Annotated in this window: 17 protein-coding genes; 16 read left to right on the top strand and 1 reads right to left on the bottom strand. The window is 61.3% G+C overall.

Annotated features, from left to right (window positions below; all coding sequences use genetic code 11):
* Positions 1–4: 4 nt before the first annotated feature.
* From rpsB to P8A24_RS05970, 6 genes are all read left to right on the top strand, one after another.
* Positions 5–817 (top strand): 30S ribosomal protein S2, encoded by an 813-nt coding sequence (gene rpsB, locus P8A24_RS05995; protein ID WP_278057715.1) that lies wholly within the window; start codon positions 5–7, stop codon positions 815–817.
* Positions 818–835: 18 nt separating this feature from the next.
* Positions 836–1,681: a translation elongation factor Ts gene (gene tsf, locus P8A24_RS05990; RefSeq protein WP_278057714.1), complete on the top strand. Its 846-nt coding sequence runs from the start codon at positions 836–838 to the stop codon at positions 1,679–1,681.
* Positions 1,682–1,863: 182 nt separating this feature from the next.
* The gene (locus P8A24_RS05985) at positions 1,864–2,607 is read left to right on the top strand and encodes an electron transfer flavoprotein subunit beta/FixA family protein (protein WP_278057713.1); all 744 of its coding nucleotides are present in this window, start codon (positions 1,864–1,866) and stop codon (positions 2,605–2,607) included.
* An 11-nt stretch (positions 2,608–2,618) separates the two neighbouring features.
* Positions 2,619–3,473 (top strand): electron transfer flavoprotein subunit alpha/FixB family protein, encoded by an 855-nt coding sequence (locus P8A24_RS05980; RefSeq protein WP_278057712.1) that lies wholly within the window; start codon positions 2,619–2,621, stop codon positions 3,471–3,473.
* Positions 3,470–4,762 (top strand): FAD-dependent oxidoreductase, encoded by a 1,293-nt coding sequence (locus tag P8A24_RS05975; protein ID WP_278057711.1) that lies wholly within the window; start codon positions 3,470–3,472, stop codon positions 4,760–4,762. Before P8A24_RS05980 ends, P8A24_RS05975 begins: the two co-directional genes overlap by 4 nt.
* Entirely contained in the window at positions 4,759–5,052 is a 294-nt protein-coding gene (locus P8A24_RS05970) for a ferredoxin family protein (RefSeq protein WP_278057710.1), read from the top strand. The genes P8A24_RS05975 and P8A24_RS05970 overlap by 4 nt, the downstream gene beginning before the upstream one ends.
* 80 nt (positions 5,053–5,132) lie before the next feature.
* On the opposite strand, the gene P8A24_RS05965 is transcribed toward P8A24_RS05970, so the two are convergent.
* A complete protein-coding gene (locus P8A24_RS05965) occupies positions 5,133–6,683 on the bottom strand; it encodes an MFS transporter (protein ID WP_278057709.1) in 1,551 nt (516 codons plus the stop codon).
* A 137-nt stretch (positions 6,684–6,820) separates the two neighbouring features.
* Between P8A24_RS05965 and P8A24_RS05960 the strand changes: the two genes are divergently transcribed.
* The 10 genes from P8A24_RS05960 to P8A24_RS05915 all read left to right on the top strand — a co-directional run bounded on the left by P8A24_RS05960 (position 6,821) and on the right by P8A24_RS05915 (position 15,855).
* Complete coding sequence (locus P8A24_RS05960) at positions 6,821–7,201, top strand: RNA-binding S4 domain-containing protein (protein ID WP_278057708.1); 381 nt, start codon at positions 6,821–6,823, stop codon at positions 7,199–7,201.
* A gap of 189 nt (positions 7,202–7,390) precedes the next feature.
* Positions 7,391–8,143 (top strand): UMP kinase, encoded by a 753-nt coding sequence (gene pyrH / locus P8A24_RS05955; RefSeq protein WP_278057707.1) that lies wholly within the window; start codon positions 7,391–7,393, stop codon positions 8,141–8,143.
* Entirely contained in the window at positions 8,143–8,700 is a 558-nt protein-coding gene (gene frr, locus P8A24_RS05950; RefSeq protein ID WP_278057706.1) for a ribosome recycling factor, read from the top strand. Before pyrH ends, frr begins: the two co-directional genes overlap by 1 nt.
* 2 nt (positions 8,701–8,702) lie before the next feature.
* A complete protein-coding gene (locus P8A24_RS05945; RefSeq protein ID WP_278057705.1) occupies positions 8,703–9,572 on the top strand; it encodes a phosphatidate cytidylyltransferase in 870 nt (289 codons plus the stop codon).
* A gap of 29 nt (positions 9,573–9,601) precedes the next feature.
* Positions 9,602–10,858 (top strand): dual-specificity RNA methyltransferase RlmN, encoded by a 1,257-nt coding sequence (rlmN, locus tag P8A24_RS05940; protein ID WP_278060225.1) that lies wholly within the window; start codon positions 9,602–9,604, stop codon positions 10,856–10,858.
* Complete coding sequence (locus tag P8A24_RS05935) at positions 10,851–11,399, top strand: cell division protein DivIVA (protein ID WP_278057704.1); 549 nt, start codon at positions 10,851–10,853, stop codon at positions 11,397–11,399. The genes rlmN and P8A24_RS05935 overlap by 8 nt, the downstream gene beginning before the upstream one ends.
* Position 11,400: 1 nt before the next feature.
* The gene (gene dxr, locus P8A24_RS05930; protein ID WP_278057703.1) at positions 11,401–12,594 is read left to right on the top strand and encodes a 1-deoxy-D-xylulose-5-phosphate reductoisomerase; all 1,194 of its coding nucleotides are present in this window, start codon (positions 11,401–11,403) and stop codon (positions 12,592–12,594) included.
* Positions 12,591–13,817, top strand: coding sequence for a M50 family metallopeptidase (locus tag P8A24_RS05925; protein WP_278057702.1), 1,227 nt, complete (start codon positions 12,591–12,593; stop codon positions 13,815–13,817). Before dxr ends, P8A24_RS05925 begins: the two co-directional genes overlap by 4 nt.
* 39 nt (positions 13,818–13,856) lie before the next feature.
* Complete coding sequence (ispG, locus tag P8A24_RS05920) at positions 13,857–15,017, top strand: flavodoxin-dependent (E)-4-hydroxy-3-methylbut-2-enyl-diphosphate synthase (protein ID WP_278057701.1); 1,161 nt, start codon at positions 13,857–13,859, stop codon at positions 15,015–15,017.
* A 1-nt stretch (position 15,018) separates the two neighbouring features.
* A complete protein-coding gene (locus P8A24_RS05915; RefSeq protein ID WP_278057700.1) occupies positions 15,019–15,855 on the top strand; it encodes a GNAT family N-acetyltransferase in 837 nt (278 codons plus the stop codon).
* Positions 15,856–15,860: the final 5 nt, after the last annotated feature.

Below are 15,860 nucleotides of genomic sequence, written 5' to 3'. Positions count from 1 at the left end.
GCCAATGGCAGTCGTTACCATGAGCCAGCTGCTTGAAGCTGGCGTCCACTTCGGCCACCAGACCCGCCGCTGGAACCCGAAGATGAAGCGTTACATCCTCAACGATCGTAACGGCATCTACATCATCGATCTTCGTAAGACGGTTGACGACATCAACCGCACCTACGAGTTCGTCAAGGAGACCGTCGCACACGGCGGCAACATTCTTTTCGTGGGCACCAAGCGCCAGGCGCAGACCCCGATCCGCGAGCAGGCCGAGCGCGTCGGCATGCCGTACGTGAACGAGCGTTGGCTCGGCGGTATGCTCACCAACTTCCAGACCGTCACCGGTCGTATCCAGCGCATGAAGGAGCTCGAGCTCGTCGATTTCGACGACGTCGCAGGCTCGCAGTACACCAAGCGTGAGCTGCTCATGATGCGCCGCGAGAAGGAGAAGCTCGAGAAGACCCTCGGCGGCATCCGCGACATGGTGAAGGTTCCTTCCGCTGTGTGGATCGTGGACACCAACAAGGAGCACCTCGCAGTTTCTGAAGCTCGCAAGCTGAACGTTCCGGTCGTTGCTGTTCTCGATACGAACTGCGATCCGGATGAGGTCGATTACGCGATCCCGGGCAACGATGACGCGATCCGCTCCATCGAGCTGCTCACCCGTATCGTGGCCGACGCCGTCGCTGAGGGCCTCGTTGCTCGCGGCGGTTCCGCTGCTGCTGAAGAGCCCATGCCGGAGTGGGAGCGCGAGGTTCTCGCTGCCGATTCCGAGAAGGGCGAAGAGGCTCCGGCTGCTGAAGAGACCAAGGCTGAGGCCGAGCAGGCCTGATTTTACTGGAGGAAACCAATGGCAAACTTTACTGCCGCTGATATCAAGGCGCTTCGTGAGAAGACCGGCGCCGGCATGATGGACGTGAAGAACGCTCTGACCGAGGCCGAAGGCGATACCGCCAAGGCTGAGGAGCTGTTGCGCCTGCGCGGTGCAAAGATCGCCGCGAAGCGCGAGGATCGCACCGCTACCGCTGGCCTCGTTCTGTCCCACATTGAGGGCGAAGAAGGTAACCAGCGCGGCATCATCGTTGAGGTGAACTCTGAGACCGACTTCGTTGCAAAGAACGAGTCGTTCATCGAGTTCGCAAACGAGATCCTCGAGGCTGCGAAGGCGTCGAAGGCCAACACCCTCGAAGAGCTTCTTGCAGCTCCGGCTGGCGATTCCACGGTTGCTGAGCTCATCACCGCCAAGACCGGCGTGATCGGCGAGAAGATCGACGTGAACTCCTTCGCAGTTCTCGAAGGTGAGCACGTTGAGGCTTACATGCACCGCACCGCTACCGATCTCCCGCCGCAGGTTGCCGTTCTCGTGGCAACCGATGCGAAGGGCGCTGAGGTTGCGCACGATGTTGCTGTGCACATCGCTGCGATGAACCCGTCGTACCTCTCGCGTGAGGACGTTCCGGAGGCTGAGGTCGAGAACGAGCGTCGTATCGCAACCGAGCTCACCATTTCGGAGGGTAAGCCGGAGAAGGCTGTTCCGAAGATCGTCGAAGGCCGCCTCGGTGGTTTCTTCAAGCAGGTTGCGCTCCTTGAGCAGCCGTTCGCTCGCGATCCGAAGCTCTCCGTGGGCCAGGTTGTTGAGCAGGCCGGTGCCACCGTGACCGGCTTCAAGCGCGTGCGCGTGGGCGAGAACGCCTGATCGCATTAAGCGTTCCCTCGGGGCGTGCGGATTTTCCGCACGCCCCGAGTTTTTTCCCGCGTGGCGTGTTGTGCGTGTGATTTGGTGCCGTGTGGGCCCGACGTAGGAGAAGCGACGCCGGTGAAACCGGTAGACTGTTGGCCGTATGGGCCGATTGGGCAAAGTTGACGCAAGGAGTACATATGAGCGTTGTGGTGGCGTACAAGTTCGCCTCGAATCCGCAGGACGCATCGGTCGACGCCGGCGGCGTGATCGATTTTTCGCGTGCGAAGCCGTCGGTGAGCGAATATGACCCGGTGGCGATGGCGGTTGGCCGCACGCTTGCTGGCTCGCTTGGCACCGAGGTGGTGGGAGTGACTGTGGGCACCAGTGCGGCCGGCGCGAAGTCTGCGCGCTCGAATGCGCTGGCGAAGGGCTTGGATCGCGCAGTGATTGTTGCTGACGATACGACGGCGACCTGGAACTCCACGCAGGTGGCTCGCGCGATCGCGTCGCTTGCGGTTGCGAACGAGGCTCAAGTGATTCTCACTGGTGATGCGTCGGTTGATGAGTCGGCGAAGATGGTGAGCGCCCTTGTGGCTGGCGTCCTCGGCTGGCCGGCGTTCCAGGACGTCACGGCCGTGGCGCCTTCCGACGGCGGTTTCACCCTCACGCAGAACGTTGAGGGCGGATCTCGCACGATCGAGGTCGATGGCCCCGTCGTCGTCGCCATTGATCCGGATGCTGCAGAGCCAGCCGCGCCGTCGATGAAGGAGATCTTGGCTGCTGCGAAGAAGCCGGCGGAAGTTCTCGAAAATATTGAAGTGGAAGACGTGCCGTTTGAGGTTCTCGGCACAGCGAAGCCCACGCCCACCCCGCGCAAGCACCTGCGTTTCGATTCTGCATCCGAGCTCGCGGCGGCTTTGCGTGCGGACGGCATTCTCTGAGAGGTTTTCACATGACTGCATGGATTATTACGACGTCCTCCAATATTTCTCATCTGCTGTCGCTTGCGGGCGACGCCGAAACCACGGCGATCGTCATCGGCGACGCCCCGATCGCGGGTGTGCATCGCGCGCTCCGGTTCCCGCTGGAGCCGGGAGTCCCCGCCGAGTCGCTGGCGGGTGTGGTCGCTCAGCGTGTTGCAGCGTCGGGCACCGATGTCGTACTGGCGGAGAACACGGCCGTTGGTCGCGTGATCGCAGGCGCGATTGCGGCGACTCTCGGAGCGCCGGTAGTGACGGGCGCGACGGCGGTGGGCGAGGAGATTACTCGCATCCGCTACGGCCTGGTCGAGGAGCGGATCGCGCGCACCGGCGTCGTCGTGCTTGTCGCCGACGGCGGTGAGCCGGCTGAGGGAGCCGTTCCGGAAGAAGAAACGGTCACCGCGCAAGGCTACGCAGCCCGAGTCGCCGCAACGAACGCTGCGGCAAAGGAATCAGTGGATTTGAAGGCTGCCAAGCGCATCGTCGGCGTTGGACGCGGTTTCGAGAACATCGAAGATTTGGCGATCGCCCGCGATTTCGCCCACGCCATCGACGCCCAGATCGGTGCTACGCGCCCGTTGGTGGACGGCACCCATTGGTTTGGCCGCGATCAGTATCTCGGTATTTCCGGGCACGTCGTGGCGCCGGACGTGTACGTGGCAGCGGGCGTTTCTGGACAAATCCAGCACACGGCCGGTATCGCGGAGTCGGGGACGATCATCGTGATCAATGATGACGAACTCTCGCCGATCTTCGAGCTCGCAGATTACGGTATTGTGGGCGATTTGTACGAGATCCTGCCCGCGCTTGCGAAGGAACTTCAATGACCGACTACGATTTCGATGTTATCGTCGTCGGCGCAGGAGTCGCCGGTTCCGTGGCTGCGTATCTGCTGGCAAAGCAGGGCCACGAGGTGCTCCTGATCGAACGCGGCGAAACGGTGGGGGAGAAGAACCTCTCCGGTGGAGTGTTCTACTCGCAAGTCATGGAGGAGATCATGCCGGGCTTCGCCGCCAATGCGCCCGTGGAGCGCGTGATCACTCGGAACGTGGTGAGCTTCCTCAACGAAAAATCGTCCATCAACATTGAGTACACGGACGAGCGGCTCGCCGAACCGGTCAATGCTGTCTCAGTGCTACGCGCCAAGCTTGATCCGTGGCTCGCCGAGCAGGCCGAGGAAGCCGGAGCCACAGTCATGAGCGGGATCAAGGTGGAGTCGCTCCTGCGCGAGGGGCCGTATTTCACCGGCGTCGAAGCTGGCGGTGAGCAGTTGCGTGCGAAGGTGACGATCCTCGCCGACGGCGTGAACTCGTTCCTCGCGCAAGGTGCAGGCATCCGCGAAAAGCAGCCGCAGCAGAACCTCGCGCTTGGCGTGAAATCCGTGATCAAACTGCCGCGCGCGGTGATCGAGGATCGCTTCCACCTCACAGGCAACGAGGGGACGGCGTACGCGATCGTCGGCGATGCGACGAAGGGCGTGCTCGGCGGCGGTTTCCTGTACACGAATCAGGAGTCAATCTCGCTCGGCATCGTGGTGAAGCTCGACGATTTCGCCAAGAGTGGCATGAAGGCCACCGATATTCACGATTACTACATCACTCACCCCGCGATCGCGCCGCTAATCAAGGACGGCAAGCTACTCGAATACGGCAGCCATCTGGTGGCCGAAGGTGGCGAGGAAATGATGGGCGAGCTCGTGCACGACGGCCTGGTGATCGTCGGTGACGCCGGTGGCTTCACTCTCAATACTGGTTTGACGATTCGCGGAATGGACTTGGCTGCGGGGTCGGCTCGCGACGCCGCCCGAGCAGTTCACGAGGCACTCGAAGCTGACGATTATTCGCGGCTTGCGCTCGCGCAGTACGCCGAGAATCTGGCGGCCTCCGAAGTTGGCAAAGATATGCACACCTACCGCCGTGCGCCGGAGTTTTTGGAAACGCGTGAGCTTTTCGGCGACGTCGGTCAGCTACTTGCGGACGTGTTCTACGGGATCTTTAACCTAGATACCACGCCGAGGAAATCGCTTGTCGCGACGGCGTGGGGCGCGTTCCGCAAGGGGCCGATCTCACTGGTGCAGCTTGTGTCGATCGCGTGGAAGGGAGTGCGTTCGCTATGAACTATCAGCCTGAATCTGTGCCGGCACGCCTGGCAAAGAACGTTTACGAGGTGGACGAAGGCAACTCGCATATCGAGGTTCACCAGGATGCTGTGAAAGCTACCGGGAGCGGGGATCTTTTGATCAATTGTTGCCCGGCGCACGTGTATTCGCGTGGCCAGGATGGCCGCATCGACGCCGAATTTGCCGCATGCCTTGAATGTGGAACCTGTTTGGCGATCATGCCGGAAGGCACATTGAGCTGGCACTACCCGGAATCGGGCATGGGCGTTCAGTTCCGCGAGGGATAATTCATCTGCGCGCAGAGAAGCGCACAGCGTGGAGCGGCGGCGGAAAATGTTCCGCCGCCGCTCCACGCTGTATTTATCGATTATCGACCTTGCTTCGGGTGGCGCTGTGCGTAGCCCTTGCGCCAGAAAAGCAGTGCGATCACGAGGGCAACCGTGATGATACCGATGATCACGAGGTAGGCGCTCATGGTAGCCACATGCCAGTTATGTGAGGTGGTCTGGGTGGCGAAGAAGACGGCCGTGATGATGGCGGTGCCGATTGCCGTCGTCGTGCGCTGTGCTGCTTGGAGAACGCCGCCGGCGGTACCTCCGTGCGACGGCGGAACGTCAAGCATCGCCTGCGTCTGGTTCGCCGTGTTCAGCGTTCCCTGGCCGATGCCCTGCAGCGCGAGAACAGGGGCGAGCCACCAGTAGCTCATGCCGGTGTGCTCGATTCCGATCACTACTGCCGTCGAGCCGAGAAGTGCGAGCAGGTTGATGATGAGGCCCAAAACCATGATGCCCCGCCCATGCTGGAATGAGTATTGGCCTGCGAGGTAGGCGCCAACCGCGCCCAACGCCGCCGAGGGTAGGCCGACAAGAGCGACGTGAATTGCTGGAGCGTGCAGGCCCTCTTGCATATAGATCGCGAGTACCACGAAGATCGAGGTAGCGCCCATGAATTGGATGCCGGTGATCGCCATCGAATACGAGTAGGTTGGGATACGGAAGAGCTCCATATCTACCATCGGGAAGTGGCCGCGTGCCTTGTAGGAGCGCTCCCAGAAGATCCACGCCACGAGTGCGATCACTGCGAGAGGGAGGAATCCCCAGCTCCACGAGGCGCGCAGAGTAAACGGAAGCATGATTGCCAAAACGGTGAAGGTAATGAGGATAGCGCCGACCGGATCGAGGTCGATTTTCGTTTTATTGACAGGACGCCCCTCGGCCGCGCGCTCCGCCTCGTATTCGGCCTCAAGTTCGTGCGCGTGTGCGCCCACATGGCGGCGTTCTTTCGTGAATGGGAGCCAGCGGAAAGCGAGGATAATGCCGAGGACGCCAAGGGGGAAGTTGATCAGGAAGGAGCCGCGCCAGCCATTCTCAGGACCAAACCATGCAATCAGAGCGCCGGAGAGTAACGGGCCCGCTGCCACGGAGAATGCCACAACGAGGCCGAACATTGCGAATGCCTTTGCTCGAGCTCGGCCGGTGAAGTACTGCTGAATCAGGCCTGTGGTTTGCGGGGCGAAGAGGCCGCCGCCAAGGCCTTGGAAGGCGCGCATGATATTGAGGTAGGTGGAGTTCGGTGCGAAGGTGAGGGCGAGCGAGGCTACCGAGAACACGCCGAGACCAAGTACGAACAGAGATGATCGGCCGAACACGTCGCCGAGGCGGCCGGCTGGGATCAGCGAGATGCCTGTGGCCAGCACGTAGCCGGCGAGCACCCATTGTTGGCCGGTGGGCCCCATGCCAATCGAGTGTGACATGGTGTCGAGCATGATGTTCACGGAGGAAATCTGCATCAGCACCATGGCGAGCGGCACCATCAAAACGGTGAGGAGCTCGTTGCGGTCGAAGATGCGATCGGTGCCGGGAACCGAGAATTTCCGGGGATTATCTCCCACTTGATAGGGCTGTTGTTCGTTGTCCACCGCTACTCCTTCTCCGCAGAAAAAAGGCGCCCGTTCGGCGCCTGTGCACAAAATTTCAACCCTCTAATTATTTTACATTTAAACTATTTTTTCAAGTGGCTTACGCGGTTGGCTTCGTCACGCCGTAAGATTTTCGTATGGACGAGGTGCGAATCGACGTGTGGTTGTGGGCGGTGCGGCAGGCGAAGACACGCTCCCAGGCGACGGCGGCCGTGCGCGCCGGTCATGTGCGCATCAACGACGAGCCGGTGAAAGCTGCAACGAAAGTGAAAGTCGGTGACGTCGTGCGTTACCGAGTGGATGGTTTCGATCGGATTCTTCAGGTCCGCCAACTTCTGAAAAAGCGTGTGGGGGCGCCGGTTGCGGCCGAGGCCTACGAAAACCTCACGCCCGAGCGGCCGAAGGTTTTCGTGCCCGTTGCGCGGCGCGACCCGGGCATGGGGCGCCCCACCAAGCGTGAGCGGCGCGAGCTCGACCGCCTTTTCGGCAGAGATCCAAACGCGGGCCGACGCCGGTAGCTCGGCCTGTGCCACGCGCAAACTCGTGCCCCGACGTCGGCGAGAAGCTGTGACGCTGCGCAAACCTGGGCGCCGGCGCCGGGCTGATCAATCCCAGGTCTGTTCGTAACCCGTCCCACCCCACGCCTGCGCGCCGGTTTTCGCTCCCTACGCTAAGATAGTGGGGAAGTCGCGTGCGAAAGGACGAAAATGAGCGCAACCCCAGGTGATTGGAACGAAGACAATCAGCGTCGAGTTCTTCTCAAGCTTTCCGGTGAAATGTTTGGCGGAGGGAGCGTCGGCCTGGATACCGATGTTCTGACGCGAGTTTCGCAGGAAATCAAGCAGGCCGTCGACGACGGTGTGCAGGTCGCGATCGTTGTGGGTGGCGGAAACTTCTTCCGCGGTTCGCAGCTCCAGGAAACTGGCATGGACCGCGCACGCGCGGACTACATGGGTATGCTCGGAACCGTGATCAACGCCGTGGCGCTTCAGGATTTCCTCGAGCGTGCTGGCGTGAATGCCCGTGTTCAGACTGCCATCAACATGGCTCAGATCGCAGAGGCATACATTCCACTCCGCGCCATTCGCCACCTTGAGAAGGGACGCGTGGTGATCTTCGGCGCGGGTGCGGGTATGCCCTACTTCTCTACGGATACGGTCTCTGCTCAGCGTGCGCTCGAGCTCCACTGCGACGAGCTGCTGGTGGGGAAGAACGGCGTCGACGGCGTCTACACCGCTGATCCGAAGAAGGATCCCGCCGCGGTCAAACTCGATTCCCTCACATATGAGGACGCGCTTCGCGACAACCTCAAGGTTGTGGATGCCGCTGCGTTCTCCATGTGCCGCGAGAACGGCATGACAATGCGCGTGTTCGGTATGGCCGAGCCGGGCAACGTTACCCGCGCCCTGCGTGGTGACAAAATCGGAACACTCGTTTCTACTACTCTCAAGGAAAACTGATGATTGACGACGTAATGCTCGAAGCCGAAGAGAAGATGGGCAAGGCGATTGACGTTGCCCGCAACGAGTTCGGCAAGATTCGCTCCGGCCGTGCAAACCCGGAGATGTTCACCTCGCTGATCGTGGAATACTACGGCGCGCCCACACCGCTTCAGCAGCTCGCCACCGTGTCGGTGCCGGAAGCTCGTACTGTGGTGATCTCGCCTTTTGATCGCTCCGCGATGAAGGATATTGAGCGCGCGATCCAGGAATCGGATCTCGGCGTGAACCCCACCGATGATGGCCAGGTTCTTCGTGTGAACCTGCCGGCCCTCACTGAGGAGCGCCGCAAGGAGTATGTGAAGCTCGCGAAGGGCAAGGCTGAGGATGCTCGCGTTTCCGTGCGCGGCGTGCGCCGCAAGGCGAAGGAAGAACTCGACCGCATTAAGAAAGACGGCGAGGCTGGCGAGGACGAGGTCGATCGCGCAGAGAAGGAACTCGAAACCTTGACCAAGAAGTTCACCGACCAGGTTGATGCCCTTCTTGCTGTCAAGGAGAAGGACCTCATGGAGGTCTGAGCGTGGCTCAACTTGCAACTCTGAGGGCGCGGCTGGAACCACACCCGCCGCGCCCTCCGGAGGAAACCACATCGCGGGCAGGCCGTAACTTGCCTGCGGCAATCTCTACCGGCGTCGCACTCCTGGCATTGCTCGGGGTGTCGCTGTTTACGCGCATCGAGATCTTCGTCGCTCTGGCGGTGGTATTCCTCGTGATCGCGGTGTGGGAGGCTGCCGGGGCATTTCTGAGCCGTTCGATCCGGATCACATACCCGGTTGTGATGGGCACGGTGGCGCTGATCGTGCTTGCCACGTGGCTTGAGGGTATCGGGGCTGGTTTCCTTGTCTACTTCCTGGGCGTTGCCGCGTGTATGGCATCCGGCGCGTTTGCGCGTCGGCAGCAGTCGCTGACCGACGCCGTTGCCGGTGTTCTCGTCCTATCCTGGATCGGCCTGTTCGGCATGTTCGCGATCGCGATCGCGCAGATGGATAAGGCCCCGTTCGCGGTACTCACGTTTATTCTGCTTCCCGTGGCGAACGACGTCGGCGGCTGGTGTGCTGGCGTCTTGTTCGGTAAACATCCGATCGCGCCAAGTATCTCTCCGAAGAAGTCGTGGGAAGGGTTCGCCGGCTCGCAGCTTCTGTCGCTTTTTATTGCCTTCCTGCTCGGCGGCCTGGTACTTGGAATGAGCTGGCCGTATGTGATCGGGCTGGGCATGCTCGCTCCGGTGTTTGCGACCATGGGCGATTTCGCAGAGTCGTTGCTCAAGCGTGATCTTGGTGTGAAGGATATGGGCTCGATTTTCCCCGGTCACGGCGGTATGCTCGATCGGCTCGATTCCATTCTGTTTTGTGCACCGTTGTGTTACGTCGTCTTCACGATGGTGGGTTAGGACCTGAGGTGAAAAAGAACAAGCAGGTGATGCCTCGCGTCGAGAGTGGCCCCAGGCCGCTTTTGTCGTTTTCGGAACTGCGCAAGGGGAAGGCCCCGAGCCACCTTGCGGATCTTGACCGCGAGGGCCGCCGTGCACTTGCCAAGGATCTGGGGTTTCCAGCATTTCGCGCGGATCAGCTCTCGGTGCACTATTTCGAGCACCGTACGGTGGATCCGGAGGAAATGACGGATCTTCCGGCGTCGATCCGGAAGGACGTTGTGGCTAAGGTGTTCCCGCCGCTCGTCACCCGAGTCCGTGATCTCGTTGCCGACGGCGGCGCCACCGTGAAGACATTGTGGAAGCTTTTCGACGGCGCCGTGGTGGAGTCGGTGCTGATGAAGTATCCCGATCGCGCCACACTGTGCATTTCCTCGCAGGCAGGTTGCGGTATGGCTTGCCCGTTCTGTGCAACGGGCCAAGGCGGCCTGACACGCAATCTCTCGACCGCCGAGATTATCGAGCAGCTTCGCTTGAATATGGTGTCTGCTGAGGCAGGCGTGCTTGGAGAGCCGACGCGCATCACCAACGTGGTGTTCATGGGGATGGGTGAGCCTCTGGCGAACTTCAAGGCGGTGATGGGCGCCTTGCACCGAATGACGGATCCCGCTCCAGAGGGTTTTGGCATGTCGGCGCGTAACGTGACGGTGTCGACGGTTGGGCTTGTTCCGATGATCGATCAGCTTGCCGAGAGCGGAATTCCGGTCACCCTTGCGGTCTCGCTTCATGCTCCCGACGACGGCCTGCGTGACGATCTGATTCCGATCAACGAGCGTTATAAGACGGGCGAGCTTCTCGATGCGGCCCGCCGGTATTTCGTGAAGACCCGCCGTCGCGTCTCGATTGAGTATGCGCTGATCAAGGATATGAACGATCACGAGTGGCGTGCGGAATTGCTCGCGGCGGAGTTGAACAAGCGTGGTCACGGATGGGTGCATGTGAATCCGATTCCGCTCAACCCTACTCCGGGTTCGATTTGGACTGCGTCGACGAAGGACGCCACCCGCACGTTTGTACATACGCTTCAGCGTGCGGGGATTTCGACAACGATCCGTGATACGCGCGGCTCGGATATTGACGGCGCGTGCGGGCAGCTCGCGGCGGAAGTGATTGACCGTGAGCACGTGGCTCGTCGTGCGGCGAAGGCCCAGGCCCGCGTCGAGGCGCGTCTCGCAGCACACCAACAAGCACCGGACAATCTTAGAGATCGTCTGAGTACGAATGAAGGGAATGAAGTCCATGAGTGAGACTTTTGTTCGCGTTTCCGAGAAGGATTACGGCTACAACCCCGATCAGGTAGATACGTTTTTGGCTGAAGCCAAGGAAGCGTATTCTGCTCCGGACGATTCGGCACAGCTGAACGAGGATGCGATCCGTGCGGTCCACTTCGACTGGGTACGTGGCGGGTACGATCCCGCGATTGTCGATGCCGCACTCGATCGCATGGAGGCTGCGTTTATTCAGCGTCGCCGTGCGAATGTGATCGCTGCCGAGGGGGAGGACGCCTGGTTGGCGAAGGCCTACGAGCAGGCGCAGACCCTCTACCCGCGGCTGTTGCGCCCGGAGGGTGAGCGTTTCGCGAATGCGGCGGGTCAGGGCTACAAGAAATCCGACGTCGACGCCCTTCTGGCGCGTGTTTCGGCCTATTTCGACGGTAAGGCATCTCTGACGTCGGGTGAGGTTCGGATGGCTACGTTCGCCAGCGCGAAGCGTGCGAAGGCATACGACGAGGCGGTCGTGGATGTGTTCCTTGATCGTGTGGTGAGCGTTCTTCTCGCGGTGGAGTGACATGAAGGTTGTGATTCTTGGGTCGACGGGCTCGATCGGTACCCAGGCTCTCGACGTCATTTCGCATCATTCGGATTTGTTCGAGGTGACCGCACTCGCGGCTGGTGGTTCGCATGTGCGTCTGCTGGCGAAGCAGGCCCATGAGTTTGGAGTGCGCGCTGTCGCGCTTGCAGATTCACGTTCCGTTTCTGCCTTTCGCGACGCGTTTGAGTCTCTGACAAGTAGCGCGTTGCCGCAGCTTTTTGTTGGGAAAGATGCGGCGAGCGCTGTGGCAGCGTTGGCTCCCGACGGCGTTGTGCTCAACGGTATTACGGGCTCAGTAGGTTTGCGCCCCACGTTGGCGGCGTTGAAATCAGGCGCCACGCTTGCCCTGGCAAACAAGGAATCGCTGGTCGTGGGTGGCGGCTTGATTGCCGATGCGTGTACGCGCCCGGGGCAGATTGTGCCGGTTGATTCTGAGCATTCGGCGATCTACCAGGCGCTTCGTAGTGGTCGCCACCATCGGGGGCTCACGAGCGTGAATCAGGATGGCGTGAGTGAGGTGTCGCGCCTGATCCTCACGGCGTCGGGCGGCCCGTTCCGCACATTTACTCGCGAGCAGATGGCAAACGTTTCCGCGCAGGATGCTCTGCATCATCCGACGTGGAGCATGGGGCCGGTGGTGACGATCAATTCGTCTACGTTGATGAATAAGGGGCTCGAGCTGATCGAGGCGTCCTACTTGTTCGATATCGCGCCGCAGCGCATTGTTCCGGTGGTTCACCCGCAGTCGATCGTTCATTCGATGGTGGAGTTTGTTGACGGCTCGTCGATCGCTCAGGCCTCGCCTCCGGATATGCGCCTACCAATCGCATTGGGGTTGTCGGCGCCGGTTCGTTTGGATAATGTGGCCGCTCCGAACGCGTGGGATTCGCCGACGAGCTGGGATTTCGAGCCACTGAACAACGAGTTGTTCCCGGCTGTATCGATGGCCCGCGAGGCGGTGGCGACGTCGCCGTTGCACCCGGCCGTAATGAATGCCGCAAACGAGGAAGCTGTGGAGGCGTTCCTCGATGGCCGGATTGGCTACCTCGATATTGTGGCCACGGTGGCTCAGGTGCTGGATCGCTTCGAGCATCCGGGTGAGGTGACGTTCGAGAGTGTTTTGGGCGTTGAAGAGTGGGCGCGTGCCTGTGCCCATGAGGTGATGGCGTGAGTTTCACGCTTGGCGTGGTGATCTTCGTGCTCGGCATTTTGCTGAGCGTGGGGTTGCACGAGTTTGGGCATTTGATCCCTGCGAAGCTGTTCGGCGTGCTTGTGCCGCGGTATTTCATCGGTTTCGGGCCTACCTTGTGGTCGCGTAAGTGGCGTGGCACGGAGTGGGGTGTGAAGGCGATCCCGCTGGGCGGGTTTGTGTCGCTTGCGGGTATGCTGGCGCCGGCTCGTGAGGGCACCGCGATTCGCGACGCTGACGGCCGTCTCACAATGGCCGAGGAAGCGCGCCGCGAGAGCCAGAAAGAGGTCCCTGACGGGCAGGAGCACCGCGCCTTTTGGCGCCTGAGCGCGCCGAAGCGGCTCGTGGTAATGTTCGGCGGCCCGCTGACGAACTTTATGTTGGCTACCGTTTTTGTCCTGATTTCGATGACGGCGATCGGTGTGCCACAGCCGTCGACGACAATCGGTCAGGTCAGCGAGTGCCTCACCGAGTCCTGTGCACAAGTCGCGCCAGCGAAGGCTGGCGGTTTGCGCGCAGGCGATCGTGTGCTCACATGGAACGGCACCCCGACGCCCACGTGGGAGGCTGTACAGAAGTCGATCGCTGCCAGCCCGACGTCGGCGGTGCCGGTGGTCGTCGAACGCGGGGGTTCCGAAGTGAGCCTGGAGGTCGCGCCGACGCTACTCGAGGGGCGCCCGGGCCCCGTCGTCGGGATCGCACCGCGCTTCGTCACGGCGCGTGCGAGCGTTTCTGAGGCGCTCGCCGCCACTGGCAAACTTGCCACCGCAACGGCGTCGGTGATCGTGAAACTCCCCGTCGCACTATGGGACGTGCTCGCCGCAACCGTGACGGGCGCGCCGCGAGATCCGGGCGGGATCGTCGGGCTCGTCGGAGTCGCCGACGCTGCCGGGCAGATCGCGTCGGCCGGAACCAGCGAGTACACGCTCGCCCAGCGCACAGGCGACATGCTCATGCTCCTTGCATCGCTGAACATGTCGCTCTTCGTGTTCAATCTGTTGCCGTTGTTGCCCCTCGACGGCGGGCACATGGCCGGCGCGCTGTGGGAGATTGCCCGACGCCGGTGGGCGAGCCTTCGCGGGCGCCCCGATCCGGGGCCGGTGGACACGGCGAGGCTGTGGCCGCTCTCGCAGGCGGTGGTAGCGTTCTTTATTGTCATGACTCTTGCACTCATTGTGGCGGATATCCTTCACCCTGTGCTCTAAAAGCGACTACAGTAGTGGCGCGACCTTAAAGGAGAAGAGATGAGTAACCCGATTGGACTTGGAATTCCGAGCGTGCGCGAGGTGGAAGAACCGCTTTCCCCGCGTAAGCCGACCCGCAAGATTACCGTGGGCGGAGTATCGGTTGGCGGAGATGCCCCGATCTCGGTGCAGTCCATGACCAACACGAAGACCTGGGATATTGGCGCCACTCTCCAGCAGATCGCGGCGCTGACCGCCGCGGGTTGCGATATCGTGCGTATTGCGTGTCCGACGGATAAAGATGCCGAAGCGATCCCGGTGATTGTGGACAAGAGCCAGATCCCGGTGGTCGTCGACGTGCATTTCCAGCCGTCCTACGTTTTTACCGCGATCGAGGCCGGCGCGGGCGTGCGTGTGAATCCGGGCAACATCAAGAAGTTTGATAACAAGATTCCCGAGATCGCTGCAGCGGCGAAGGCTAATGGCACTGCGATGCGCATCGGAGTGAACGCCGGTTCGCTCGATCCGCGCTTGCTGAAAAAGTATGGAAAGGCCACGCCGGAGGCCCTCGTGGAATCGGCAGTGAACGAGGCGCGCCTTTTTGAAGATGCCGGGTTCTACGATTTCGCCATCTCTGTCAAGCATCATGATCCGGTCACGATGATCCAGGCGTACCGTCTGCTGTCCGAGAAGGGCGATTGGCCGCTTCACCTTGGCGTGACGGAGGCGGGCCCGATGCTTCAGGGCACGGTGAAGTCGGCGACCGCGTTCGGCGTTCTTCTCGCCGAGGGGATCGGCGATACGATCCGGGTCTCGCTTTCTGCTGATCCGGTGGAAGAGGTGAAGGTGGGCGAGCAGATCCTGCGCAGCTTGAACCTGCGCCCGAAGAAGCTTGAGATCGTTTCGTGTCCGTCGTGTGGGCGCGCCCAGGTGGATGTGTATTCGCTTGCGGACAAGGTTACGGAGGGCTTGAAGGACGTGAGTTTCCCGTTGCGCGTTGCCGTCATGGGGTGCGTGGTGAACGGTCCGGGCGAGGCACGCGAGGCTGATCTCGGTGTGGCGTCTGGTAATGGCAAGGGCCAGATTTTCGTCAAGGGCAAGGTTGTTGAGACGGTGCCGGAGGAGGAGATCGTTGAGACTCTGATCCGCCGCGCTCGCGCTGTGGCAGAGGAACTTGGTCTGAACGAGGATCCGTCGGCTTCTCCTGAGGTTCTCGTTTAAGATGTTTTTCTTTTCACGCCGGTCGGTTCGAAGGCTCACCGCCTTCGACCGGCCGGCGCTCATACGCTTGCTCGATACAGATCCTGTTGCGACGGTGCTCGCTCGCGTCCCTGTCGAGCAACGCCGGAGCCTGACGTCGGCGATCGGCCTGTTCGATTCCGACGGCTTGCGTAGCGTCGCGTGGGCTGGTGGGACACTAGTTCCGTACGGTTTCGACGACGATGGGCTGGATCAGCTTGCCGCGCACATCGTGAAAACCTCCCCATCGGCGTCGTCGATTGTCGGGCCACAGGACCAGGTGATGGGCTTATGGAAGAGGCTCGAATCGCACATGCCCGAGCCTCGCGACGTGCGCGTCGAACAGTACTCGATGGTCTTCGCCCGCGAGCCGCAGGTGGGTGGCGATCCGCTCGTGCGCCGAGCGACACCCGCGGAGGCTCCCTTGGTCTATCCGGCGGCGGTCGCAATGTTCACTGAGGAAGTCGGTTACGACCCGTCGGGACGTTACTACCGTTCGCGCGTCGAAAACCTCATCGGCGAGGGGCGAACGTTCGTGCGGATGGGCCGCGGCTTTAATGGGGAGCCGAAAGTGGAGTTCAAGGCCGACGTCGGGGCATTGGCTGGGGGAGTTGCCCAAATCCAGGGGGTGTGGGTAGCGCCCGAACTACGCGGGCAAGGGATCGCGAGCGCATGCATGAGTCGTGTGGCGCAGATCGTGGCCCGACAGATCGCTCCGACAGTGAGCCTGTATGTCAACGATTACAATCTGGCGGCTGTTCGGGTGTATGAAAAGTCGGGATTTGTGACGGTTGGCCATTTCTCTACCGTTCTTTTGTAAGTTAG

The sequence above is a fragment of the Arcanobacterium wilhelmae genome (assembly GCF_029632765.1).
In the GTDB taxonomy this organism is placed as follows: Bacteria; Actinomycetota; Actinomycetes; order Actinomycetales; family Actinomycetaceae; genus Arcanobacterium; species Arcanobacterium wilhelmae.
The sequence above is the reverse complement of the archived record's forward strand: the minus strand, read 5'-3'. Positions and strand labels throughout refer to the sequence as shown.

What these genes read in the sequence shown, in the direction of transcription:
- rpsB (WP_278057715.1), top strand. Translation starts at nt 5, where the DNA reads ATGGCAGTCGTTACCATGAGCCAGCTGCTTGAAGCTGGCGTCCACTTC.
- tsf (WP_278057714.1), top strand. Translation starts at nt 836, where the DNA reads ATGGCAAACTTTACTGCCGCTGATATCAAGGCGCTTCGTGAGAAGACC.
- P8A24_RS05985 (WP_278057713.1), top strand. Translation starts at nt 1,864, where the DNA reads ATGAGCGTTGTGGTGGCGTACAAGTTCGCCTCGAATCCGCAGGACGCA.
- P8A24_RS05980 (WP_278057712.1), top strand. Translation starts at nt 2,619, where the DNA reads ATGACTGCATGGATTATTACGACGTCCTCCAATATTTCTCATCTGCTG.
- P8A24_RS05975 (WP_278057711.1), top strand. Translation starts at nt 3,470, where the DNA reads ATGACCGACTACGATTTCGATGTTATCGTCGTCGGCGCAGGAGTCGCC.
- P8A24_RS05970 (WP_278057710.1), top strand. Translation starts at nt 4,759, where the DNA reads ATGAACTATCAGCCTGAATCTGTGCCGGCACGCCTGGCAAAGAACGTT.
- P8A24_RS05960 (WP_278057708.1), top strand. Translation starts at nt 6,821, where the DNA reads ATGGACGAGGTGCGAATCGACGTGTGGTTGTGGGCGGTGCGGCAGGCG.
- pyrH (WP_278057707.1), top strand. Translation starts at nt 7,391, where the DNA reads ATGAGCGCAACCCCAGGTGATTGGAACGAAGACAATCAGCGTCGAGTT.
- frr (WP_278057706.1), top strand. Translation starts at nt 8,143, where the DNA reads ATGATTGACGACGTAATGCTCGAAGCCGAAGAGAAGATGGGCAAGGCG.
- rlmN (WP_278060225.1), top strand. Translation starts at nt 9,602, where the DNA reads ATGCCTCGCGTCGAGAGTGGCCCCAGGCCGCTTTTGTCGTTTTCGGAA.
- P8A24_RS05935 (WP_278057704.1), top strand. Translation starts at nt 10,851, where the DNA reads ATGAGTGAGACTTTTGTTCGCGTTTCCGAGAAGGATTACGGCTACAAC.
- dxr (WP_278057703.1), top strand. Translation starts at nt 11,401, where the DNA reads ATGAAGGTTGTGATTCTTGGGTCGACGGGCTCGATCGGTACCCAGGCT.
- ispG (WP_278057701.1), top strand. Translation starts at nt 13,857, where the DNA reads ATGAGTAACCCGATTGGACTTGGAATTCCGAGCGTGCGCGAGGTGGAA.
- P8A24_RS05915 (WP_278057700.1), top strand. Translation starts at nt 15,019, where the DNA reads ATGTTTTTCTTTTCACGCCGGTCGGTTCGAAGGCTCACCGCCTTCGAC.